The 21,052-nt window shown below is 69.7% G+C and carries 26 protein-coding genes; 10 read left to right on the top strand and 16 right to left on the bottom strand.

The annotated features are described in order from the left end of the window. Window positions 1-81: 81 nt before the first annotated feature. The 7 genes from AB0L45_RS34950 to AB0L45_RS34920 all read right to left on the bottom strand — a co-directional run bounded on the left by AB0L45_RS34950 (window position 82) and on the right by AB0L45_RS34920 (window position 3,745). Window positions 82-714: a PDZ domain-containing protein gene (locus AB0L45_RS34950; protein WP_365847332.1), complete on the bottom strand. Its 633-nt coding sequence runs from the start codon at window positions 712-714 to the stop codon at window positions 82-84. A 325-nt stretch (window positions 715-1,039) separates the two neighbouring features. Beyond that, window positions 1,040-1,396 (bottom strand): hypothetical protein, encoded by a 357-nt coding sequence (locus tag AB0L45_RS34945; RefSeq protein WP_365847330.1) that lies wholly within the window; start codon window positions 1,394-1,396, stop codon window positions 1,040-1,042. Window positions 1,397-1,446: 50 nt separating this feature from the next. After that, window positions 1,447-1,662 carry a hypothetical protein gene (locus tag AB0L45_RS34940; protein WP_365847328.1) on the bottom strand — a complete coding sequence of 72 codons (216 nt, stop codon included), beginning with the start codon at window positions 1,660-1,662 and terminating at the stop codon, window positions 1,447-1,449. A 211-nt stretch (window positions 1,663-1,873) separates the two neighbouring features. Next, the gene (locus AB0L45_RS34935; RefSeq protein ID WP_365847326.1) at window positions 1,874-2,149 is read right to left on the bottom strand and encodes a hypothetical protein; all 276 of its coding nucleotides are present in this window, start codon (window positions 2,147-2,149) and stop codon (window positions 1,874-1,876) included. Continuing rightward, window positions 2,146-2,436 carry a hypothetical protein gene (locus tag AB0L45_RS34930; protein ID WP_365847324.1) on the bottom strand — a complete coding sequence of 97 codons (291 nt, stop codon included), beginning with the start codon at window positions 2,434-2,436 and terminating at the stop codon, window positions 2,146-2,148. Before AB0L45_RS34930 ends, AB0L45_RS34935 begins: the two co-directional genes overlap by 4 nt. Before the next feature lie 70 nt (window positions 2,437-2,506). Next, complete coding sequence (locus tag AB0L45_RS34925) at window positions 2,507-3,289, bottom strand: hypothetical protein (protein ID WP_365847322.1); 783 nt, start codon at window positions 3,287-3,289, stop codon at window positions 2,507-2,509. A gap of 270 nt (window positions 3,290-3,559) precedes the next feature. Further along, entirely contained in the window at window positions 3,560-3,745 is a 186-nt protein-coding gene (locus tag AB0L45_RS34920; RefSeq protein ID WP_365847320.1) for a hypothetical protein, read from the bottom strand. A gap of 378 nt (window positions 3,746-4,123) precedes the next feature. Between AB0L45_RS34920 and AB0L45_RS34915 the strand changes: the two genes are divergently transcribed. The 4 genes from AB0L45_RS34915 to AB0L45_RS34900 are packed head-to-tail and all read left to right on the top strand — an operon-like array spanning window position 4,124 to window position 6,868. Continuing rightward, complete coding sequence (locus AB0L45_RS34915; protein ID WP_365847318.1) at window positions 4,124-4,801, top strand: hypothetical protein; 678 nt, start codon at window positions 4,124-4,126, stop codon at window positions 4,799-4,801. Continuing rightward, complete coding sequence (locus AB0L45_RS34910) at window positions 4,798-5,412, top strand: hypothetical protein (protein ID WP_365847316.1); 615 nt, start codon at window positions 4,798-4,800, stop codon at window positions 5,410-5,412. The genes AB0L45_RS34915 and AB0L45_RS34910 overlap by 4 nt, the downstream gene beginning before the upstream one ends. Beyond that, window positions 5,409-5,747: a hypothetical protein gene (locus tag AB0L45_RS34905; protein WP_365847314.1), complete on the top strand. Its 339-nt coding sequence runs from the start codon at window positions 5,409-5,411 to the stop codon at window positions 5,745-5,747. The genes AB0L45_RS34910 and AB0L45_RS34905 overlap by 4 nt, the downstream gene beginning before the upstream one ends. Beyond that, entirely contained in the window at window positions 5,744-6,868 is a 1,125-nt protein-coding gene (locus tag AB0L45_RS34900; protein WP_365847312.1) for an integrase, read from the top strand. The genes AB0L45_RS34905 and AB0L45_RS34900 overlap by 4 nt, the downstream gene beginning before the upstream one ends. Before the next feature lie 45 nt (window positions 6,869-6,913). On the opposite strand, the gene AB0L45_RS34895 is transcribed toward AB0L45_RS34900, so the two are convergent. From AB0L45_RS34895 to AB0L45_RS34885, 3 genes are all read right to left on the bottom strand, one after another. Then, window positions 6,914-7,591 (bottom strand): hypothetical protein, encoded by a 678-nt coding sequence (locus AB0L45_RS34895; RefSeq protein WP_365847310.1) that lies wholly within the window; start codon window positions 7,589-7,591, stop codon window positions 6,914-6,916. Beyond that, the gene (locus tag AB0L45_RS34890; protein ID WP_365847308.1) at window positions 7,588-8,064 is read right to left on the bottom strand and encodes a sigma-70 family RNA polymerase sigma factor; all 477 of its coding nucleotides are present in this window, start codon (window positions 8,062-8,064) and stop codon (window positions 7,588-7,590) included. The genes AB0L45_RS34895 and AB0L45_RS34890 overlap by 4 nt, the downstream gene beginning before the upstream one ends. 151 nt (window positions 8,065-8,215) lie before the next feature. Then, complete coding sequence (locus AB0L45_RS34885) at window positions 8,216-8,443, bottom strand: hypothetical protein (RefSeq protein WP_365847306.1); 228 nt, start codon at window positions 8,441-8,443, stop codon at window positions 8,216-8,218. Window positions 8,444-9,062: 619 nt separating this feature from the next. Between AB0L45_RS34885 and AB0L45_RS34880 the strand changes: the two genes are divergently transcribed. Beyond that, window positions 9,063-9,272, top strand: coding sequence for a hypothetical protein (locus AB0L45_RS34880; RefSeq protein WP_365847304.1), 210 nt, complete (start codon window positions 9,063-9,065; stop codon window positions 9,270-9,272). Window positions 9,273-9,531: 259 nt separating this feature from the next. Here AB0L45_RS34880 and AB0L45_RS34875 read toward each other — a convergent pair whose 3' ends face one another. The 4 genes from AB0L45_RS34875 to AB0L45_RS34860 all read right to left on the bottom strand — a co-directional run bounded on the left by AB0L45_RS34875 (window position 9,532) and on the right by AB0L45_RS34860 (window position 13,020). Further along, a complete protein-coding gene (locus AB0L45_RS34875) occupies window positions 9,532-11,058 on the bottom strand; it encodes a 3'-5' exonuclease (protein WP_365847302.1) in 1,527 nt (508 codons plus the stop codon). After that, window positions 11,055-11,570: a hypothetical protein gene (locus tag AB0L45_RS34870; RefSeq protein ID WP_365847346.1), complete on the bottom strand. Its 516-nt coding sequence runs from the start codon at window positions 11,568-11,570 to the stop codon at window positions 11,055-11,057. Before AB0L45_RS34870 ends, AB0L45_RS34875 begins: the two co-directional genes overlap by 4 nt. A 197-nt stretch (window positions 11,571-11,767) precedes the next feature. Next, window positions 11,768-11,974 (bottom strand): hypothetical protein, encoded by a 207-nt coding sequence (locus AB0L45_RS34865; RefSeq protein WP_365847300.1) that lies wholly within the window; start codon window positions 11,972-11,974, stop codon window positions 11,768-11,770. Continuing rightward, window positions 11,971-13,020 (bottom strand): hypothetical protein, encoded by a 1,050-nt coding sequence (locus tag AB0L45_RS34860; protein WP_365847298.1) that lies wholly within the window; start codon window positions 13,018-13,020, stop codon window positions 11,971-11,973. Before AB0L45_RS34860 ends, AB0L45_RS34865 begins: the two co-directional genes overlap by 4 nt. A 554-nt stretch (window positions 13,021-13,574) precedes the next feature. Here AB0L45_RS34860 and AB0L45_RS34855 point away from each other — a divergent pair. From AB0L45_RS34855 to AB0L45_RS34835, 5 genes are all read left to right on the top strand, one after another. Further along, entirely contained in the window at window positions 13,575-14,507 is a 933-nt protein-coding gene (locus AB0L45_RS34855; protein ID WP_365847296.1) for a ParA family protein, read from the top strand. After that, the gene (locus AB0L45_RS34850; RefSeq protein WP_365847294.1) at window positions 14,504-14,827 is read left to right on the top strand and encodes a hypothetical protein; all 324 of its coding nucleotides are present in this window, start codon (window positions 14,504-14,506) and stop codon (window positions 14,825-14,827) included. Before AB0L45_RS34855 ends, AB0L45_RS34850 begins: the two co-directional genes overlap by 4 nt. A 150-nt stretch (window positions 14,828-14,977) precedes the next feature. After that, on the top strand, window positions 14,978-16,237 hold the full coding sequence (locus tag AB0L45_RS34845) for a hypothetical protein (RefSeq protein ID WP_365847292.1): 1,260 nt from the start codon (window positions 14,978-14,980) through the stop codon (window positions 16,235-16,237). Window positions 16,238-16,870: 633 nt separating this feature from the next. Further along, window positions 16,871-17,053: a hypothetical protein gene (locus AB0L45_RS34840; protein WP_365847290.1), complete on the top strand. Its 183-nt coding sequence runs from the start codon at window positions 16,871-16,873 to the stop codon at window positions 17,051-17,053. Window positions 17,054-17,061: 8 nt separating this feature from the next. After that, window positions 17,062-17,892 carry a helix-turn-helix transcriptional regulator gene (locus AB0L45_RS34835; protein WP_365847288.1) on the top strand — a complete coding sequence of 277 codons (831 nt, stop codon included), beginning with the start codon at window positions 17,062-17,064 and terminating at the stop codon, window positions 17,890-17,892. 166 nt (window positions 17,893-18,058) lie between these two features. On the opposite strand, the gene AB0L45_RS34830 is transcribed toward AB0L45_RS34835, so the two are convergent. Both AB0L45_RS34830 and AB0L45_RS34825 read right to left on the bottom strand, forming a co-directional pair. Then, window positions 18,059-18,643 carry a DUF6245 family protein gene (locus AB0L45_RS34830; RefSeq protein WP_365847286.1) on the bottom strand — a complete coding sequence of 195 codons (585 nt, stop codon included), beginning with the start codon at window positions 18,641-18,643 and terminating at the stop codon, window positions 18,059-18,061. Window positions 18,644-19,190: 547 nt separating this feature from the next. Continuing rightward, entirely contained in the window at window positions 19,191-19,544 is a 354-nt protein-coding gene (locus tag AB0L45_RS34825; protein ID WP_365847284.1) for a hypothetical protein, read from the bottom strand. Between the last annotated feature and the right edge of the window lie 1,508 nt (window positions 19,545-21,052).

Below are 21,052 nucleotides of genomic sequence, written 5' to 3'. Positions count from 1 at the left end.
AGCGCGGAATGCCGCCGCCCAGCAGTTCACGCGGCCGGGCCGGGACTTCCTGCCCTGCACTTCGGGCTTCAGCACAAGCGCTTACTCGGGGTCGAGCGGGATCTGCAGAGTGATGAGCTGGCCGGCGCGCTTGACGGTGACCGCGACAGTGACGCCCGAGCGTTTGCCGCTCAGGACGTTGTCCAGGTCGTTGACCGTGGGGGTGAGGATGCCAGCGACATCGATGATGAGGTCGCCGGCCTGCAGTCCGGCGGCCAGGGTGTTGGTGCCCGGGTCGACGGCGAGGACACGTACGCCTCCGCCCGCGGGGCTGGTGTTCTTCAAATTGGCCGCGATGATGCCCTGGATGCCGGGGGCGATGTTCACCGTCAGCGGCTGGGTCACCCCGTTGAGGGTGAAAGTCCCGCTGAACGTCCCTCCGGCCAGCGGGGCGTCGCTGTCGGCGATGACATGGACGGTGAAGGGCCGCTTGTAGTCCCATGGGGCGACCGGGTCGTTGACCGTGGCGGACTTGCCGTCGGGGGCGATCTGCGCGTCGTTCGACAACGCACCCGTAGCGTGCCGGTCCAGCCCGGTGATGCGGGTGTGCGGCGGGGCCTGGATGGAAATGGAGGTGGGTTGGTTGTACCGCTGTCCGTCGGGCGGATAGTCGGTGGTCTTCTCCGGCCCGCCGGCATCCAGATCGGGAACACTCTGCTGAGGAGGCAGGGACACGCGACACTCCCTTGATCGCTGCTACGCGCTATGAGGGGCCCTTACTATGCCGCCGGTCTCCTACCGGCGGTACGGCAAAACCGGGCGTATTCCCGCTGCCGTGCGGACACGAAGAAGGCTTTCACCACTACCTGTCGTCCGGCAGGCCACCAGCCTGCCGGACGACAACCAGCGCGAATACCGCACCGCCCAGCAGAAAGCTCATCCTTCACCGGTGCAACGGCGCACAACAAGGGCGCACTCTCCTCACCCCGCAGACCGCTTGCAGGAGGAAGGGCCACATCGCGCATGAAGATCAACTGCCCGTGCACCTGACCTCCGAGGCTTAAAAACACTCACTCAGGAAGCGCCGCAGCCAGTACCCGTCCCGGTGCCGGCCCAACAACTTGGTGGCCGCCCGCATCTGCTCGTTGCCCACGCCCTGCAGCAGGCTGTCGGCGAGCTGCTCGCCCGTCGTGTCGTCCGCGACCGTCGTCACCGTCTCTTCTCCGTTCTCCAGGAGGTGGAGCCGCGGGAGGCCCCGGCTCCACCGTGCCCGGCCGCGCCCGGCCGTGGGCCGCGGCCGCGCCGAGTGGTCGCCCGAATGCCTGCCGGTCGAGACGCCGCGCTGCTGGTGGCCCGCCCCGGACGCCGGGCGGCGGTCCTTACGCGTGCGCGCGTAGGGACCGCTCAGAACGCTCAAAACCCGGCGTCCGTGATTCGCGGACGGGTACTCCGGCCGGTGCGCAGAGGTCAGAGCTTGGACATGACAGCTCGCAGGACATGCGGAACATCGGCGGGCTCAACCACGGACAGGGCGAGGCAGCCGATGGTCAGGAACGTCAGGGCACGGATGGCGGTTCGGAGCGCAGGGCGAACATCGCGGGCGGGCATCCGGCGGATGCCGTACGCGATCAGGCAGCAGACGAAGGCGAGGGCGAGCCCGGCGAAGGCGAGCGGAGATTGCATGGACGGGGTCCGTTCTTCGGCGCCGGGCAGGTTCCCGGCCTCGCTGCTTCCCCCGTCTCGTGGCGCCTGGTACATCACGGGCTGGCAGTGATCCGCGTCACGGTCTTCGCGGCGGCGCCGAGCCGCTGACGAACGGGCGACGGCTTCTACACTCCAGGCACGACGAGACCCCCGGCACTACGCCTGCCGGGGGTCTCGTCGTGCGGGCGGGTCAGGGACCGGCGATGAGCCAGAGGATCAGCACGGCGTCCAGGTCCTGGCTGTATCGGTAGACGACGGTGATTCCGCGTCCGCCGGTCTGCTCGGAAAGCAAATCGATGGCGTAGGACTCCGAGCGGGGGTCGGCGTCCGGCAGCCCACGGGCGTGCCCGGGGGTCGCATCCTCCTCCAGCGAGGCCCGCACCGACATGACGGCCGTGCGCTCGCCCACGCTGAGGTCGCTCCGCAAGATTTTCTCTGCGGCGTCGCTGTAGAACGCGTGGGTCACCGCTCGGTCTCCTCGGTGGCCATCTTCTGGCCCAGCTCGTAGGCGACGTCCTCGGTGCTGCGCATCAGGGCCGCCATCGCCTGCGGGTCGCACCGCAGCACGACGCGGTGCCGGTACGCCTGGGTGATCTCGCGGACTCGGGTGAGGTCATCCAGATCGGTGTCCGCCAGCTCCTTCTCGAAGGACTGGAGATCGCCCGGGAAGCCCCAGACGCTCAGGGCGTTGCGCAGTTCGGCGAGCGTGCGCATCGGCGGCACGGCCTCACAGTGTTCGGGTTGTGCTGTCACTGCCTGTCTCCTTCGGCCGGTGATTCGAGTGTCCTACGCATAAGGCGCCGGGTGATCGGTGCGGCGCGTGCTACGCCTCTTCGGCCCGGTCGGTGACGAGCGCGGCGAAGTCCCGGTTGTGCCGGGCATAGGTGCGGTACTGGTCGGCGCTCATGCGGTGTTCGTCGGCGAGGGACGGCTCGGCGCCGGCCAACTCGTCGAAGATCTCGGCGAGCGCCTCCTCGTTGGCAGCGCAGGCGATCAGGCAGGCGGCGAGTTGGGTTTGGCCGCTGCGGCCGGTTACGTCCTTGAGGCGTTCGTACTCCCGGGCCAGGATCTTGTCCTGGGCCTGGTGCTGTTGGCGCCGGGTGTGCAGCGCCTGTCCACGAACGCGCTGGGCGTCCTCGTATTCGGCGGAGCCTGGATGCCGCACGGCATCCAGGCCGGCCGAGACCGCGTGCGGTTGCTCGGGGCGGTGTGCGGCGTACCACCGGTCGAGAATCTCGACGGCATCCCAGGTGCGTTTGCCCGGGGAAGAAGCGGAACGGCCGATGTCAGACCAGGTCTGGACGTGAGCCGACCAGCGTTCGTGAGCGGACTGGCGGGTGGTTCCGGCGGCGCGGGCGATCTGTTCCCAGGTGGTGCCCCGCTCGCGCTCAGCGATCACTGCACGGCGGACCAGGCGCTCGGTGCGCTCATGCAAGGTGAGCGCCTGGCGCAGCAGGTCGCCGTCGGCGGCGTCGGGGTGGACGGCGACTAGGTCGCAAGCGCCCTCGCTGATCTGGCGGGCATCGAGGGAAACGGCGATGCGGGCTTCATCGCGCGGGGAGAGGTGACGGGTTCCCGGGGCAGCCGGGGCGGTCGTCTCGGTCATGTCGTCAGGGTAGCCCTGACAGTGAGGGCGTGTCAGGGAAACCCTGACAGCTTTCGGCCATCATTCCCGGCGGGCGCCGTGTCGGGTGTCCCGTTCGTCATCCGAGGCAGAACCGAAGGGCGATCCAATCGAAGCCGGGGGCGGAAACGGCCGATTGCGCCCCCACGCTCGCCGATGCGTTGTGCGCCGTCGGAGCAGGGAGAACTCGGGGGCGATCCGGTGGAGTCCGCCTCGTACTTGCGCCTCCCGGTTCCGCCCCGCGGCGGAGGGCTAGGCGGACTGCCGGTCGCCTCCCGTGTCTCCGTGCCCCTCGGGGCGCTGCGGGGGCGGGACCGCGCCCGGGCGGGCCCGACGGGTACGCAGGGCGCGGGCGCTCCAGGCGCCGAGGGCCACGGTGAGGGCGGCGCCGAGGCTGCCGAGGAACTCGGGCAGTGCGGCGTGCAGGAGGTCGACCATCCGGAATCGGGCACGCCACAGTGGAGGCCCTGGCGTGCCGTGCTCCGTCCGCGGTGTCGACGTGTACATGTTGTGCCCCGGGCCCCTGGGGGCGAGTTACTTCAGAGCCTGGTCCTTGTCGCGGACGCCTCCCGCGCCTTCCGGCACCGTGTTGCGGGCTGCGCACGATCGACTGCTCCGGTGGCCAGTGTGCCGTCAGCCGTCGGCGTCCGGGGCAGGTCGGTGCTTCCTCCGGGTATGGGCAGAAGGTCCTCCGGCGCGGCATTTCCGCGCCCGCCGAGGGCATCGCGTCGGATAAGCTCTCCTTATCCGACGCGACAGAACGGACATGACGACCGGTCACCCGGCGCGGCGGAGACAGGGAGGGCACCCCGCCACATGACCGCCACCGAGCCCCTGCGCTACGCCGCCGACATCACCCAGGACGACGTGGACGCGCTCACCGACTTCCTCATCGACGTGCTCAACCGCACGTCTTTGAAGGTCGGCACCGAGGAGTACCGGACCAATGCCGCCCTGCGGCACCTGGTGCCCGGCTTCGCCGGCTCCCTCAGCTTTCAGTTCCGCGACGAGATCGTGGCCGAGGCACAGGAGGACGACCGCAAGAAGCTGCGCCGTATCCAGCAGATCCATGACACGTGGAACCGGCTGGCTGACGTTGCATTCCATTGGAAGGACGTCGACGGGTTCGATACCGAGCGCTGGCACACGGTCCGCTTCTACGACGCCGAGGACGAGGAGAACTTTCGCCGGTGGGAAGAGAAGGAGACGGCGTCGGCGGCCGAGTCCGCAGCCTTCGTCTCCGAGTACCGCATCCCCGGACAACGTCGCGGCGGCGAGTACGTCGTCGCCCGTGACCCCGAGAACGCCGACCGCTGGGCCGTCTTCGAGGGGACCGCGCAGGCCCGCCACTGGGACGGCAGCTCCTGGCAGCACGCCCGCTTCACCGGAGCCAGCCCCTACCTGTTCGGCCGGGCGACTGCCCTGGCCACGGCGCACCAGCACGCCGACTCCGGCGTGGGCGAGGAGATGCCGGAGAAGGACTCTTCCCGATGAGCCGCAGCAGGCAGGCCACGCTCCTGGCCGGGCACCTGTCCGAGGTCACCGGCGTCACCGTGGAGCTGTACTACGACACCGGCGCCCGGTGGATGCTGAGCTGGACGGACGGGCCCCGGTGGGAGGAGATGCGCGCCCACCTCGACACCGCCCTCGCCGGGTACCGCTACGCCGAGATGCGCGACCGCACGATCGACTGCCACCGCTCGACGTCGCAGCGGGCCTGGGCCGCGCGGGCCATCGCCTCCCGCCGGGAGGGCACCCTGGGCCCCGCGATCGCCGACGGCGCGGCCTACCGCCGCTCGCTGGGGGTGGAGCTGCCCCGCATGGGTACCCAGGACCCGCACGCGACCCACGAGTACTACGCCCTGCTGCGCCACGTCGAGAACCTGTGCCGCACGACCTCCCACCCGGAGCGGGCCAGCGCGCCCGAGGACGAACCGCTCATCGAGCAGCTGCTCGCGGCCGGCACCCGGGACCGCGCGAACACCGGCAGGCCGACTGCCAGCGAGTTCGACATGGCCAAGGCGCTGCTCGCCGCCGAGCGGGCCCCCGCCGCGGACCGGCCGCCCACGCTCGCCGTCGTCCGCGCTGCGGAGGAGGGCCGGTGACGGGGGTGAGCGAGGACGACGACGCGACCGCCCGGGCGTTCATCGCCTACTACCTGCACGACGTCGCCGCGAACGCCGCCGAGGACGGGCACCCCGCCCTGATCGAGGCGGCGGCCGCCGAGCGCACCGCGTGGGAGGAGCACGGACGGCTGGAGGGCAACACTCCGCAGTTCGTCTACGGCTGGGCCCAGCAGAACGCCATCAAGGCCGGGCAGGACGCGATGTTCGGGCGCGGCCCCCGGGAGGCGTGGGTGCAGGCCAAGCGGCAGATGGAGGCGGTCGGCCGGTGGCTGGCCGCCCACGGCTACCCGACGGAGGGAGTGACGAGGAAGTGACGGTCACGGTGGAGACGGCGGTCGACGCCGGCGACGTCGGCGAGCCGGACGGTGTCGGGGCGCCGGCGGTGCTGGACCCGGCGGCCGCCGAGCGCCAGGAGCTCATCGAGCGGTGGGCCGAGCGCCACGGCATCGACGCCGCCCGGCGCCTGGCCGAGGCCGAGGACCTGGCCGACGCCGTCGCCGCCGAGATCACCCCGGACAACACCGTCGACACCTACACCAAGAGCTGGCGGGTGTGGACGCGGTTCTGCGCCGTCACCGAGCTGCCGGAACGGGAGGGCTCCCGGGGTGCCCTGGTGGCGTTCGTGACGTGGATGCTGCGCGAGGGCCAGCAGAACGGCAAGGGGTACGCCCCCAGTTCGGCCTCCACCCATCTGGCGGCCGCCGTCGTCGGCCTGCGACGGCGCGGCGTGAAGATCTCCGGCGACGACCAGGCCGCGGCCCGCGCCGCGCTGGAGGGCCTGGCGGTCAAGCTCCTGCAGAACGGCGAGCGACGCGGCCGCGGACAGGCGGTCGGCGCGGACCTCGACGGACTGCGGGCCATCGCCCGGGCCTGCCCCGACACCCTCACCGGCGACCGGGACAAGGCGCTCACGCTTACCGGCTTCCACTACGCCAGCCGCTCCCAGGACCCCGCTGGACTGCTGACCGGCGACGTCACCCTGCACCCGCGCGGCCTGGTCGTCGCCGTGCTCACCGGCAAGACCAAGCACTCGGTGCGCAACGCCAAAATCGCGTACGCGACCGACCCGGAGATCTGCCCGGTGCGCGCCTGGATCGCCTACCGCGCCCGCCTCGCCGCCGAGGCCGACCCGCGCTGGAAACGTTCCGACGCCCCCGCCTTCGTCGGCATCGACCGATGGGGCCACGTCACCGGCGGCATGGGCCCCGACTCCGTCACCCGTGCCATCAAGCGGATCTCGCAGCGCGCCGGGGTGCCCGTCCACTGGACCGGGCACTCCCTGCGCATCGGCCTGGCCTCCGTCGGCCGCCAGAAGGGCAAGGACGGCATCGCCATCGCCGACCAGGGCGGCTGGGCCCGCCACTCCCGCTCGATGCTCGGCTACATGCAGCGCGAGGACGGCTGGGACGACAACGCCTCCGCCGGCCTCGCCTAGCGCCCCGAGGCGGCGCGTCGATGCGGCGATGGCCGGTGCCTGGCCTCACCGGAGCGGAGTGGATACGTGGTGTCGGTCATCGTCGTCGGCAAACAACTTCGCCACCAGAGGTTCCGCCCGAGTCAGCAACTCGTGGAGATTGGCGGCCTCGGCGGTGAAATGCGAAGGTCGTCGGACGTCGCGGTCCTTAGCACGACGTTGCACAGCATCTTCAGCAAACAGCAGTTCGTTGCGCACTGCGGAAAGCACCATAAGCGCAGTGGTCCGGTCCGACGCGCGATCCGCACATGCCCACTGCAGGGCTTCGGTGAAGTCCCGGGCGCGCGCCACGGCCCCTTGTACGGTGGCGTCAATGAACATCGGACTCACTCGGCGAGTCAGGTTGACCAGGCCGAACTTCAGCTCGGTCAGCTTCTCCAAAACCCGTGTCACCTGAGGGGTGGGTTCGCTCCGCACGGTCCACTTTGCCGTCTTGGCCAAGAGCAGCAGGGTGGCGGCGGCGAGTGCCGCTGATTCAACGTCGGCGTGCCCAGACGTCCTCGAGCTGTGCGGCCAGAAATCAAGAACCAACCCTTCGGTGTCCGGCGGTGCGTCGGGATCGAGCGCAGAGAGGATCGCGCGCCCGCCGTCGAAGACCACGGCATCGTCCAGCCGGGACAGGACGGCATCGTCCGCCGCCTGAAGCAGCGCATCGAGCGCGTGGTCGCTGTCGGAGTAGCTCACCGTCCACCTCCGTCGGTCAGCCCCAGATGAGCCTTGAGCCGGGCCCTGGCCCGGCTCCGGTTCTTCCGTACGGCCTCGTCGGTCATGCCCAGCTCAGCGGCGATCTCGCTGTCCGTGAAGCCGTCCAGGCTCCAGGCCAGCACCTGACGCTGAGCCGGTGGCAGCGCACTCAGCGCTGCGTAGACCCGCTGTTCTTCTTCTTGAAGTTCCACGGCCCGCAACGGACATACCCCTCCCGGTGAATCCGGTGGCTCACCGGTGAGCTCCTCGCGGCGAACCGGCTGACGCAGATACAGGCGGAAGGCGACGCGACGCAGCCAGGCAGCCGGGTGCGCAATCTGCTCCCAACACGGCAGCGCCTCCGTGAAGGCGGCCTGGACCGCCTCCGCCGCCTCATGGACGCTGGCGCCCTGCCGCATCAGGTGCCGGATCAACCGGGTCAGGTGCTGCTCGTAGTAGAGGGCGAAGTCCACGCACGTGACGGTGCCATGTCCGCTCGGGTCCGATGCTGAGAAGCCTCCTCCCGGACGGGAGGCCACCTCTGCCCGCGGGGGCGGAACCGTACGCGACGCCTCACGCATGGGCCGTTGCGCTGTGCCCAGGGGGCGAGCAGGAGGCTCACGGTCAGCCATGGCCCCCACCTTCGCTCGCACCCATCTCGATCCTCAGTTCTTCCCCGGCCCGCCGCTCGGTGAGCACGCTCCCCGCCGGCAACGCGCGGACACGCTCACTGGTGCCCTGCTGACGCAGGCGGACCAGCTGGACCTGGGTGCGGCTGCTGATCCACCGGTACAGCAGTTGCGCGACCACCAGGAGCCCGAGGCCCGCACAGCCGATAGCCGTCTCCGGCAAGACATCCTCCTCGCTGCCGCGCGGTGCGAATGCGCCGCGGATGTCAGTAAGTGCAGTGAGGAGGCCCGTACGTGACATCAGGGCCGTGTGGCGTGCGTCACTCGGGCTGCGGTCAGGGGATCGGCGGCGGCGCGGACCGCAGTCGCTTCCTGGGGAAGCCGCTGTTCGCGAGAGGCGGAGCGCGCAGTTCGTCGGCGAGATGAAGGAGTTCGAGGACCACAGCAAGGACACCCAGTGGCTCGGCATCTTCGATGAGGGCGATGGCGACGCCGGGCCGCGCCGAACGCCAGGTCGAGCCGGTGTTTCCCTCACGCGGGCACCGCATCCCGTACGTCCGCGAAAAGTTCGGCGGAACGTGCCTGCGGTGGGCGCCTGGTGTGTCCGTCACCGTCGGCCCTGGTCAGCGCCACACCCCGTCGGTCTTCCGCCCAATGCGTGTGAGGGCCGAGGCTCACAAGTTGTCAGTCGGGGGTCGTAGCCTGTTGTGCGTCGCAAGACGCCCTTCACGGACGAGAAGGGAGACCTGGGGCTGCGCGGTCTTTGCTTGGCGGCTGCCGCGCCCCCGGGCCTCCCCTTCGTCTGTCGTCGGGCCCGCCTAGCTGTGTAGAGAGGAGAACCCTTGACCCAGACCGAAGGTACCCCAAGCCTCGGACATCGCCCCAGCCGCGCACTCGGTTGGCTCACGACGATCACCATTTTGGTGTCCGTCATGGCCGTCGTCGTCCTGGCGCTGACCGGGCACACCAAGGAAGCGGCGACCGTCGGAGTCATCGGAGGCGCGCTGAGCGCCGCCGGCGGCATCCGCATCAGCATCCACATCCGCCGTTAGCCACGCTCCTGAACCGAACACCGCGCAAGCCCGGGGCAGCCATCATGGATGGCTGCCCCTTCGGCTTGGCCGCCCCTTACGCGCGCCCGCGCGTGGGCCTGCGCAAGTAACGCAAGAAGTCGGCTTTCTGTCCGTATATGTGACGGTTCTTGTGTGGGTCGCGTGGGGTGGCCGGAAGGTCTGGCCTCTGGCTGGATCCCGGTTGGGGGTATTGGGGCTAATGGGCCCAACCGGGGGCCTGGCGCTTTCGTGAGGGCCGTCAGGTGCCCGGTACGGCGGCCGCGGCGAGGACGGTGCCGGCGGGCGGGCCGGTGACGGGGTCGCCGGGTGCGGGCGGGCGGGGGGTGAAGGCGCTGCCCCGGCCTTTCGCGAGCTTGACCAGCACGTCACGGGCGGACTGGCAGTCGCCGAGGGCGCGGTGGCTGCCGCCGAGCCGGAGCCAGCGGCGGGAGCCGAGCCAGTCGGCGTACGCCTGCATCAGGCAGTACCAGGAGTCCTCCGGTTCCAGGTGCAGCGGCTTCTTCCCGGCCCGTGCGATGTCGCGGAGGACCACGGACCGGTCGAACTCGGCGTTGTAGGCGAGGATCGTCCGGTCCTTGGTGACTTTGCGGAGCCGGGGGAGGACCTTTTCGAAGGGCCGGGCGTCGGCGACCATCTCGTCGGTGATGCCGTGCACCCAGCGGGCTCCGTCGCTGACCGGGGCGCCGGGGTTGACCAGGGTGTCCATCAGCTTCTTGCCGGTGGCCGCGTCGATGACGGCGATTTCGACGGTGCGGCCGTACAGGTCGGTGGTCTCGGTGTCGAGGACGACCGCCGCGCCCGGCTCCAGTAGCGCCCGCGCCTCGCGGGTGACCTCACCCCAGGTGGGGCACAGGGTGATTTCGGCGGCGTACGCGCCGGCCACCGCATCGTCGGCCAGCTCCTGGTGCACCGTTGCCCTGGACGGGGCGCCGTCGATGCGTTCCCAGTCCAGCTCCCAGCAGCCGGAATACGGGCTGTTCCAGGCCCACACCGTCACGCCGTGGCGGTCGGCGAGGGCCTGCGCGAAGCCCTTGATGGCGGCGGCGCGGGTGGGGGCGAGCCGGGCGTACTCGCGCAGCGGGGAGACGGCGCCCTTGGGCAGGCCCCGGACGCATTCCCAGTCGACGCCGGGGATCTCCCGCAGGGCGCGGACGTCGCCGAGGCGGTAGAGGGCGACGGTGACCGTGCGGCGGCGTCCGACCTCCTTCTCGTAAGTGTGCGCCGGGGTGATCCACCCGGCGGCCTCGACGTACTTCCAGTCGCTGGCCCGGATCTCCAGCACATCGGTCGCGGCGGCCTGGGCGGTGACGTACTGCTCGCCGTCGGCCTCCTCGGCCAACTTGTCCAGGTCGGCGATCAGGTAGCGGTCCCCGCGGCCGGTGGTGATACGGCCCTCCTCGCCCATGCGGGCCAGGTCGCTCCAGTGCCAGCCGATGCGGGCCGCCGCGGCGTCCCGGGGCAGGCTCGCCGCCTCCCACGCCACCCGCTCGCCGACGACCGAGCGCACCACCTCGATGTCGAGGACGCGCGCGGCCGCCGTGGAGTACATCGGCCAGCCCTTGTAGGAGTCGACCTCGGCCAGGTGCTCGCGGGCGACGAGTTCGGCGACGTCGGCGGCGGTGACCGGCTCGCCGGTGTGCTCGGCGAGCAGCGAGGCGATCCGGTGGGCCCCCAGGGCCTCCGGCACGTACGGCTCCTGCTGCGGGACCACCGCGGTGGCCTCGGTCTTCATGGTCTCGGTGGCTTTGGTGGTGGTGTCCGTCATGCCTGTACCTCCGTCGTGTTCTCGGTCGTCTGCCGCCGGGCGGCGGGCCAGGTGAGCTTGAGGAACTCCATGCGCCCGCCGTAGCAGCTGATGTCGACGTCGGCGTCTGTCACCTCGTACGGCGGGCGGCCGGGATGGTTGATCCGCGCCGAGGCGGTGGGCCAGGGGATGCCGGGCCGCTCGGGATCGAGGTAGCCGCTGAACTCCTCGTAGTCCGCCCCGCCGCTCCAGGGCAGCGCGGGGCTGTGCAGCTCGGGGCCGTACACGGTGATGGTCGGGAAGGTCACGGTGGCCTTTAGCAGCGGCCCGTCCGGTCCGGGTTCGGGGAATTTGCCGAGGTCGCGCAGCCACTGCTCGGCGGCCGCGCGGGGGAACGTGGGGCTCTCGGCGGTGCCGCCGGTGGCGTCGAGGCCGCCGTGACGGCGGCGCCAGTTAACGACGGCCGCGCGGCCGACTCCGGCCATGCGTGCAATGTGGGCGAGGGGCACCTCGTCCTTGTCGGTGGGGGGCAAGGAAGCGTCCTTTCTCCTCGTCAGGGAGCCGGGGGCTGGGGCCGGTGGCTGCTGGAGACCTTCGCCGGCCCCAGCCCCCCGCTTCCCCGGCACCGCCCGGCGCGGGCAACGCTCCCGTGGTGCGGGTGCGTGCGCGCCGGACGGCACCGGGGCCCTGACCTGCGGACGTTCTAAATTTCCGACCGGGAATGAGGCGGTCAGTCCGTGTCGGGGTCGGTGCAGCCGGTGTCCACCTGGAGGTAGGTCCGGCCGCCGTCGTACGGGCGCGGATTGGTGCACCGGAAGACGGACTCCAGGGCGTCCAGGACGCGTTCGGTGGTCTCCTCGTCGGCGCAGATCCGGATGTCCGCGATCCCCGGCAGATAGCGGCGGTCGCCGCGCGGGCGGCGGGCCCGGCCCGTCACAGGAAACTCACCCGAGCGACGACGGCCAGGAGTTCGCCCGCGTCGGCGGCCGTCTTCAGCTCGCTCTCGTCGCGACCGTCCTTGAGCGGGCCCGCGACCAGGACGTGCTGCGCGGTGTCCAGCAGATTCCAGTAGTTCTCCGGCAGCGGGACATCTTCGGCGGCCTCCCACAGCAAGTGGTCGTCGTCGCCTTCGGCGTCGGTGTGCACCAGGCAGCGCAGCGTGCGGGAGGCGATGTCCACGCGCACCCGCCAGTTGAAGTCCAGTTCGGGCAGGCGCCGCAGGTCGTAGGGGGCCCAGCCGGTACGGGTGCGCAGGTCCGCGATCCCGGCCCCGGCGCCCTCGCACACCAGCGTCAGCATCGGCAGCGGCCGCCTGTCGGGCATGAACGTCCGGCTCAGCACGACCGAGTAGTGCGGTACGGCGTCGGGGACCTCGGGCAGGTCGAGGTCATCCAGGGTGAACACCTTGACTCCGGCCTCGCGGAAGGCGTCCAGCGGGTCAGTCGGCCGCGGGGGCACCTCGGGCGACCGGAGGGCCTCAAGCAGGGCGGTGACCTTCTCCGGCGTGCCCGCGGCCCACATGTCCAGCGCGTCCTCCAGGAGGTCGGAGGCGGCATCGTCGTCCATCGCCTCTACCGCGGCCAGGGCCCGGCCGTCCGTCGTACCGGCGGAGTGTGCGCGCGCGGCGGCCCTCGCCAGCGGCGCCCACGACCTGGTGGTGGGCGAGATGAACGGGCCCTCGGAAGGAATCGCGCCGTAAACAGCCCCGGCGAGCGCGGCGAGCGTCGGCCGCTGCTCAGTGCGCACCTTCTTCGCCAGCGTCCTCTGGCACGGCCGGCACGCGGCGAAGCACGCGGCGAGCAGGCGGGCCGCGAGATCCAGGTCCAGCTCCCGGCCTGCGCCGTACGGCAGGTCCGCGAGGAGCGTCAGGTCCGGCAGAGGGGTGTGCGTGTGCGTGGCGTTCGCGGCCGCCGAGGCGTGGGCGGCTCCGGTGCGCTGCGACCGGTTCTTCGCGCGCTGCTTCTTCCCATGCTTCTTGACCACGGCAGTTCTCCCATCCGTTGGGGTGTGCAGCGGTTACCCATGACCCGATGCACGCGGAAGAGGACTGCGCGGGCATACGGACGTCGTCGACGACGGACTCGGTGTTGCTCGTCGCACTGATGCGCTGGGACTCCATCGGTCCTGGCACCTTCGCCTCAGATCGCTCCCAGTCATGGGCTGAGGCTGGCTTGGGCCTGTGCGTGGCCGTACATCGCCACGATATCGGGGACCACCGACAACAGTCCCGAGAACGCACTAGACGTCACCTGAAGACAGCAAAGTCCAAAAGGCGGCCAAAGTGAGGCTGGTGAGGCAGGTGTGGCGTCTTGGGCATCACGGCGCTGCCCGACGGCCGGGCGGATCAGACCTGTTGGGCCTAATGCCGGTCAGTCCTGTTGGGGCTAACGGGCCTGATGTGTCCTGTACTGGGGTTTCTTCTTTCGCTGCTTGGTGGGGCCGGTGGTCGGCGGCGCGGACGGCAGGCGGTACGGTCTGGCGGTGACGCACGTTCCCAGGGGAGGGCGAGAAGGTCCGATGGCGATGAGGAGAGGTACATGTCTCTGGCAGTGCTGGAGCCGCTGAGGGTTCCGGACCGGCTGCGGATGCCGCTGGTCCAGGAGCGTCAGTGGGACCTGACGGTCGCCGCGAACAGGATCAAGCCGAAGATCCTCCTCCCGGCGGGCTGGACCGCGCCGTCGCCGCTTGCCCCCGGTGAGCACCGCGTCGTCATCGTCTTCAACCAGAAGGGCGGCGCCGGGAAGACGACCACCGCGATCGAGCTGGCCTGCGCGTGGGCGGCGATGGGCTACGTCGTGCGCGTCATCGACGGCGACGCGCAGGCCGCCGGCCTGTCCGGCTGGCTCGTGCCCGTCTACCCCGAGGACGTCGCCCCGGCCGACCGCAAGACCCTCAAGCATGTCTTGTACGGCAAGGCAGAGCTGGACGAGGCGACCTACTTCACGAACTACCAGAACGTCTACGTGGTGCCCTCGTACGAGGACTGCGCGGTCGCCGAGTACGACCCGGAGGTCCAGGGCGAGCGGACACTGCGCCGGGCCCTGCGGCGCAGCGAGGCGCCGGTGGACGTCACGATCGTGGACTGCTCGCCGAAATTGGGCAAGCTGTCGACCTTCGCCCTGGCCTTGGGGGGCGACCTGGTGGTGCCGAGTCAGGTGAGCGGTGTGGACAACAAGTCCAATGCGCCGTTGCGCAGGACGATCACCGACGCGCAGGAGGAGTACGACCTGACGGTGAGGGCGGCGGTGCTCACCGCCTGGAGCGCGACGAAGATCTCCCGCAAGATCGGCAACGAGATGGCCGCCCACTATCCCGAGGCGCTGGTCTGTCCGGTCCGCCGGACCGTCCAGGCCACCGAGGCGCCGGATGTGGACCTGCCCATCCGGGTCCATGCCCCGGCCTGCAACACCACGCTGGACATGGACCAGCTCGCGTACACCCTTCTGCCGCCCCGAGGAGGCAACACATGACCGCGATGGGAATGCCGTTCGGAACGGGATCCATCCTCGGCAAGCAGCTCGGCGGCGAGCGCCTGACCGAGGAGGCCGGGAAGAAGGAGAAGGTCCCGGCGTACGTCAGCGCCGCGGTGCTGAACCGGTTGAGGAACACGGTGGTCGCCATGCAGCGCATCGACGATGAGGACGCCGAGGTGCCCATCTCGCTCTCCTCGTATGTGGAGGCGGCGATCGTGGCGCAGATCCGCCGGGACGAGCGTGAGTACAACGGCGGCCAGCCGTTCAAGCAGCGCCGCCAGCGCAATCTCAAGACGGGTCCGCCCGTCCAGCGCTGACCCTGTAGGTGAGTAGGCGAGGGCCCGGTCGTCCACGGCCGGGCCCTTTCCCATGCCAGGCCAGCCACGGTCAGACCTATTAGTTCCAATAGGTCTAATGGCTGGTTCCGGCTGTCCGGCCACGCGGAGGTGGCTACCGTGCCAGACGTGATGAGACGACGCGACGTGCTCGACGAGGTGCCCGAGCTCCAGGAGGCGGTCGACGCCGTATGCGAGCAGGCGCCCTCCGAGGCCCGCCGACGCCAGATCCGCGCACACGCCCGCGAGCTCGTCCGCGCGCTGCATCATCCCGAGCATCCGCTGACCGTTGCCGACGACCTGGCCGAGATCCTCGACCTGCCCTCGCTGCGGACGTACGAGCGCCTGGCGCTCGCCGGCGAACTGCGCGACCGCGGCGCCGTGCGCCCCACGGCCGAGGCGACGGCCATGGTGCGCTCCGGCGTCATGGTGCTGCTCCAGCGCGAGCTGGGCCTGGAGGTTCACCATCTGCGAGTCCTCAAGGAGATGCCCCGCAAGGAGCCCGTCGACGTCGCCCGCCGCGAGCGGCTGCGGGCCAGTCTGCAGACCGTCGCCGACTACATCGGCCGTCAGACGAAGTGGAGCGTCGCGGGCGGCTTGCTCACCCAGGGCTTCCCGCGCTGGGTGCGGATGCTGGCCATGAGCAGTGTCGTCCTGGACACCGGAGCCCGCGTCGGCGAGCTGTGCGCCGTCCGTCTGGAGGACCTCTCCCCCACCCTGACCGAGATCCGTATCGTGCGCCGGCCGCAGAACGCCAGCCGCACCGCCCCGGTCTCCGTCGAGGTCTACCCGCTGCGCCGCGCCACCCGTGCCGCCCTGCAGCGGTGGCTGCTGGTGCGCCGCCTGCTGATGATCAGCGTCACCGGCGGCGCGGACTGGCTGTGGGTGTCCGTACGCACCAACCACGGCGGCGACGCGAAGACCGGTTCCCTCAGCCGGCCTCCGGGGGCCGCCCTGCAGCCCCGCGGCGCCGGGCGGGCCCACGCCGCGGCGGTCGACAAGGTGAACACCGAGTTGGCGGGCGAGCCCGGCTGGACGCCGCTGCCCGAGCGGATGGAGCAGCTGCGCCGCGGCGTCGCCGCCCCCGAGCTCTACCTCGTACCGCCCCGCCCGGACGCCGAGAAGGCCGCCGCGTACATGGAGCGCCTGGAGAAGGCGGGCCGTCAGCTGGCCGCGCTGCCCGACGCCGAGGCCATCGCGACCACCGGCCGGGCCGCCCGCGACGAGGCCCGCCACGTCCTGCGCGAGGCATGGCGTATGGGCGTCGAGCACCAGGTGCAGCTCGCCGCGCTCGCCGACGCTGGCCTGCACGCCCTGGACCTCCCCCGCGCCGGATGGGAGCCCGAGCTGCTGCGCGCCCTGGACCTGTCAGTGCACGTCACACCGCTTTAGTCCTGTTGGGTCCAATGCCCCTAACGGGGATGTGGGGTGCGACGAGGTGGCTGTCGACCCTGTCGATACGAACAAGGGCCGGACTCCCGAGGAGCCCGGCCCTTGTGATCCCTGGTCGTTGCGGTGGTTGGGGCCAGCAGCACGTCAGGGCAACGCACTCGCGAGTGCGTTGCTGGATGGTCGCAGCGTGGCACCGACAGGGGCAAACGAAGTGGGCCAAGATGAAATATGTCTGGGCCCGACGATCGCCGGAACGGTTCGTTCCGATTGGTGCTCGGGGCATCGCGGCTGGTCAGGAACCGGCCCTCCGTCACTCCAGCCCTGAGCTGTGGCCAAGGCATTTGGAACTTGCCAGTTCGCCCTCTTGCCGGGGGGCGTGACAGACATGAACTTACGGCGCGATTGCGGCACGAGCGTATGCCGTGTACTGGCACGATTCTGTCCGCCGCGGCGCTGGCGTAGCCAACCGCCTGCGGCCTCTCTGGTTGGGGCCAGCGTCAGAAACGCGCCTGCCTGTACGGCGGCGCTTGGTGATACGTCAGAAACGGGAATCTTATGTCTGCAGGAAACTCTGCCGCCGCGTGCGGTACCGCTCGGCCCTCTATCGGGTGGGGAGAGACGGCCGTCATCATCGTGATCACCGTCCTGGCGGTCCTGATGGCCCTGCGGGGCGCGACGCTGTCCGAGACGACGGCCGTGCTCGCCAGCGCCAGCCTGCTCGCGGTGACCGTGATCCACCTTGCGCGGGGAGGCATCCTGCGCAGCGCAGTGCTCCGCGGCGCGCAACGGGCGCTGTCGCCCTGCGGCCAGGAGTAGACAGGGCGGTGGCACGCCGACGGGGGCGCCCGCTGGCGCCGATCAAGGCTCCGGATCGCCGAGTCGGCCAGCTCGCGGGCGCACTGCGCCAGGCCCGCCTTCGGGTGGGCCTTTCCCGGGCGGAGCTCGCGGTGAAGGTCAAACGTTCGGTCACGACGATCCACCGGGCGGAGGCCGGCCGGGTGCGGGTGCCCTGGCCGGTGACGCGGGACATAGCTATGGCCTGCCACCTCGACCTCGACACCGTGGAGAGGGCATGGCGGCAGGCAGGGCGTCCGGGGCGCACCCGACTTACGGAGGCGCCCCATGTCACTCTCCTTCGCACACCCGCTGACCTGGCGGCCGCGCTGCGACGGGCCTGGGAGAAGAACGGCGAGCCGTCGCTGCGGATGATGGAGGCGCGGGCGGAGAGGCGGGCCAAGGAATACTCCCCGCTCTCCCGGACGTCCGCCTGGCGTATTCGGGAGCGGAAGCAGGCGGTGTCCTCGCTCAAACAGCTCTACGCCTACCTGATCGCCTGCGAGGTGGCGGAGGCGGACTTCCCCGTGTGGGCCCAGGCGTGGACCCGAGTCAGGCATCACGAGGCGCCGGTGTCGAGACGGGGCGCGTCTCCGGCATCGCTGGCCAGGCGCCATCTCGTCCGCACGGGGGCGACGGCGATGATGCTGGAGGCCGGTCTCGTCGCGCTGGAACCCTATCCCGGATTCCTGGAACCCTGGTCTGCCCGGTGCCAAGGCTGCGGGGCGGTCAGCCGTTTCAGGCTCTCGAATGTGAAGGCAGGACTCGGCTGCCGAATCTGCCGCCGCCCGAGAGGAGCCGGGGTGGCCCGAGCGGGGTGAGCGGCGGTAGGCGGTCGGACCGTAGCGTGCGGCACGCTGTTCGTCGTGCCTTCCGCGAAGCCGCTTCCTCCGACGGAACAGGGGACGGCCCGCACATAGCCGGTTAGATCCATTGGGCCCAACGGGCCTAACCACCGGGCTGGCTGTCTGGCAGGGTGCTGTGGTGTCAGCCCGGTACCCCGTCGGGGAACATCGCGGCGGCCGCCGCGGGCAGCGCGTCGAGTTCGTCGAGCGCGGCCGCCAGGTCCCGGCGGGCCCGGTCCAGTTCCGCGACTACCTGCCCGGCCCGCTCGTCTTCGGGGGAGAACACCGACGAGCAGGCCAGCAGCGCGAGCAGCGCGCTCGCCGTACGGGCTGCCGCTGCGATGACGGGCCCGCAACTTTGCTCGTCGAGCCCTTTGAGCAGCTGGGAGACGTGGCCCGTCTGCCAGTGCAGCACCCCGAGCACGCCGGGCCCCTCGGCCCCGGAGGCCTTGAGTATCTGCTGGCGGGCGAGCGACATCTCCTTCCCGCCCGCCCCGGCGGCGAGCATGTGGCCCTCGGCGAGCATCCCGGCCCCGGTCGCGGCGCCGTACAGCGCGTTGGCGAGGGCGGCGGCCAGGACGTGCTCGCCGCCGGCGGCCGCGGCCTGCTGCTCCAGCTCCCCGGCGGACGGCGGTTCGGCGTACGCGCCGAGCGCTGCCAGCGCCTCCGAGACGGCGGCTGCGCTCGGCGCGGGGGCGGGGACCTGGCTCTGGTACGGGATCGGCATGGGCGAACCGTAGCGGGTGCGGCACGCCGCTCGTCGGGCCTTCCGCGAAGCCACTTCCCCCGACGGAAGCAGGCACCGGCCCGCACGCCCGGTCAGACCTGTTGGCCCCAACAGGGCCAACCCTGTGTGGCCGGACGAAGGGGGAGGCGAAGCCGAGACCGGCAGCCACGGCCGCGCCCAACCGTGAGACCGGGCCGCACCGCGCTGACCTGCGAAAAGGAACATTCGTGGAACCAATGAGACCGTTCAACGCGTGCGCGCGGGCCGGATCCCGCCCGTACGGTCCCCGGCGGGGTCGCGGCCTTCAGAGCCTCGCGGGCGCCTGCGGGGACGTCGGGGTGGGCCCGGAAGGGGTACGCGGTGTCCAGCAGGCCGGGCGCTGTTCTCGCCAGCATGGTCGACGAACGGCTCGCGCGCGGTAAGGCTGGCAGTCTGGTCTCGGGTGTACAGAAGACACAGTCAGGGCACTCGGCAGAGTGCCCTGACTGGTTTACCGCTCTGCGCGATGCAGCTTCGAGCGAATGTGTGCCGCTCTCCGCTGAAGTGATCAGTCCCCGGGGCCCGGGATTCCGGTGTATTCGATGCACTTGACGGTGAAGTCGTCGTCGAACTTCTTGTAGTTCCCCTTGGTGATGGTGAACTTCGCTGTCCCGGAACACTGACTGTTGCCGAACAGCCCGATGGTGTACTTGGTGGTGTCGTTCCAGGCGGCCTGGGCCGTGAAGGCGGTGATCGTCTCCTTGCCGGGTTGCGAGGGCTGGGAGTACTCGGACGGTCCCGTCCAGTCACGCTTTTCGTACAGGACTGCCTTGCCGCTGGGAGCGGCAACATTGTCGGCGCTGGCTGTTGAGCCCAGTGGTACGGCCAGCAGGCCGGCGGCCAGGAAGAGTGGAATGGTCACGGCGGAAACCTGCTTGATCATTTATCCTCCGGGATTTTTGGAGCCCTAAAAGGGTTCTTCGCCGAGATTCCCTCTGTGATGGAGCGCGAAACAGACCCCTGCCCGGAAGCTCATTTGAGTAATTCCCTGTACGAGGCTTTGAAGTGCTGGTATATACGTGCGCGCGGGTTTCGTTAATAAAATAAGAAAAGAGGTCAGGGGGGCGCTGAATCTTTTAGGGTTGTTAGGTCTAACACCTCTAACGGTGGTTGAAGTGCTGCAACCACAGGCGGGGGCGTGCGGGATTCACCCCGATGCGCCTGGCGCACCTCAGTGTCAGGCTTGGAAGGTATTGCCAGTCGCTCACCAGGAGATGGACACTTTGTGTGACGGAATATCCCGTCGGCACTTGTGGGAAGCACGCGCTTGGGGGCTCGTTAGTTCGCTTGCTCGTCCTTTTGGAGGGTCTGTGGCCAGACGCGTCACTTCGCTGTCCATTTCCATTCTGGTGGCAGTTGGCGCCAGCTGGCCTTCCGTAAGTCACGCTGTCGTAGCCGAATCGGCCTCCGCGCCCAATGCAAAGTTTTTCCTGTATGAGGACAGGGAATGGCGGGGTAAAGCGAATTATAGTCAACCTGTCAGTGCTGGTACGATCCCGATTCCAGAATTCGTGGCCGAGGCTGCCTGGAACGACACCACCAAGTATACCGTCGGATTGTTTGAGAATACTCGATGCGCTGGAGAGCCGGAATACCTTCTGGTGGAAGGCCGGAGGGCGCAGTTCGAGAAACCTGTGACGGTCAGGTGCATCGGCTACACTCTTCGCCCCGATTTCAGGCGGTAGAAGACTCCTGCTGTTCTGCGGGGCGCCGGTGAGTGCAAGATTCGGGCAGTCGGTAGCGAGATTCTGCCTTAGCGTGTTCTGCGGCGGCAGAGGCATGGCCCGGATTACCCTGCACTCGGGTGTTGCAAGATCACAGTGATGATGCAATAGACCACCATGGACTTGCAGAGGAAGTGCGGCCGCTGGTGATGCAGGAAACGTTATGTGAAGACTTGTGCTGTACAGCCATCTCTGCCACGTTGCCCGAGAGGTCGAGCAGAGCATGAGTCGTCAGAGTCCAATACCCTGACTTACATGAGAAGGTAGCTCCCGTGGCATACAGCGGGTAGTCGATGGACGAGCCGCTTGCCCTGCGCAAGGCGTAATCGCCGTGGTGGGTGTTTCCGTCGGGGTCGGTCAGCGTATAGCGTCCCCGGAGGTTGCATTGAGTGGCGCTTGACCACCGACCGGTGCTGGGGCTTTTCTTTTGGCAGTCGGTTACCTTGAGGGCGGGTTTGATGACGACTGCGCTGTTTTGGCTGTCCCGGGTGCCGATCAAGATGCAGTGCGTAGAGGCTGTCATCAGGGTTCTACGGTCATTTGTTGCCTTGTAAAGGGCGTCGTAGTTCGTCGTTCCCCCGGCGCACATCTCGCGCGCTGCCGGTGTAGGTTCGGCAGCAGAAGGGGTCGTGAAGAGGCCGGAAGG

The organism is Streptomyces sp. NPDC052496, from assembly GCF_040679095.1.
Taxonomy (GTDB): Bacteria; Actinomycetota; Actinomycetes; order Streptomycetales; family Streptomycetaceae; genus Streptomyces.
The sequence above is the reverse complement of the archived record's forward strand: the minus strand, read 5'-3'. Positions and strand labels throughout refer to the sequence as shown.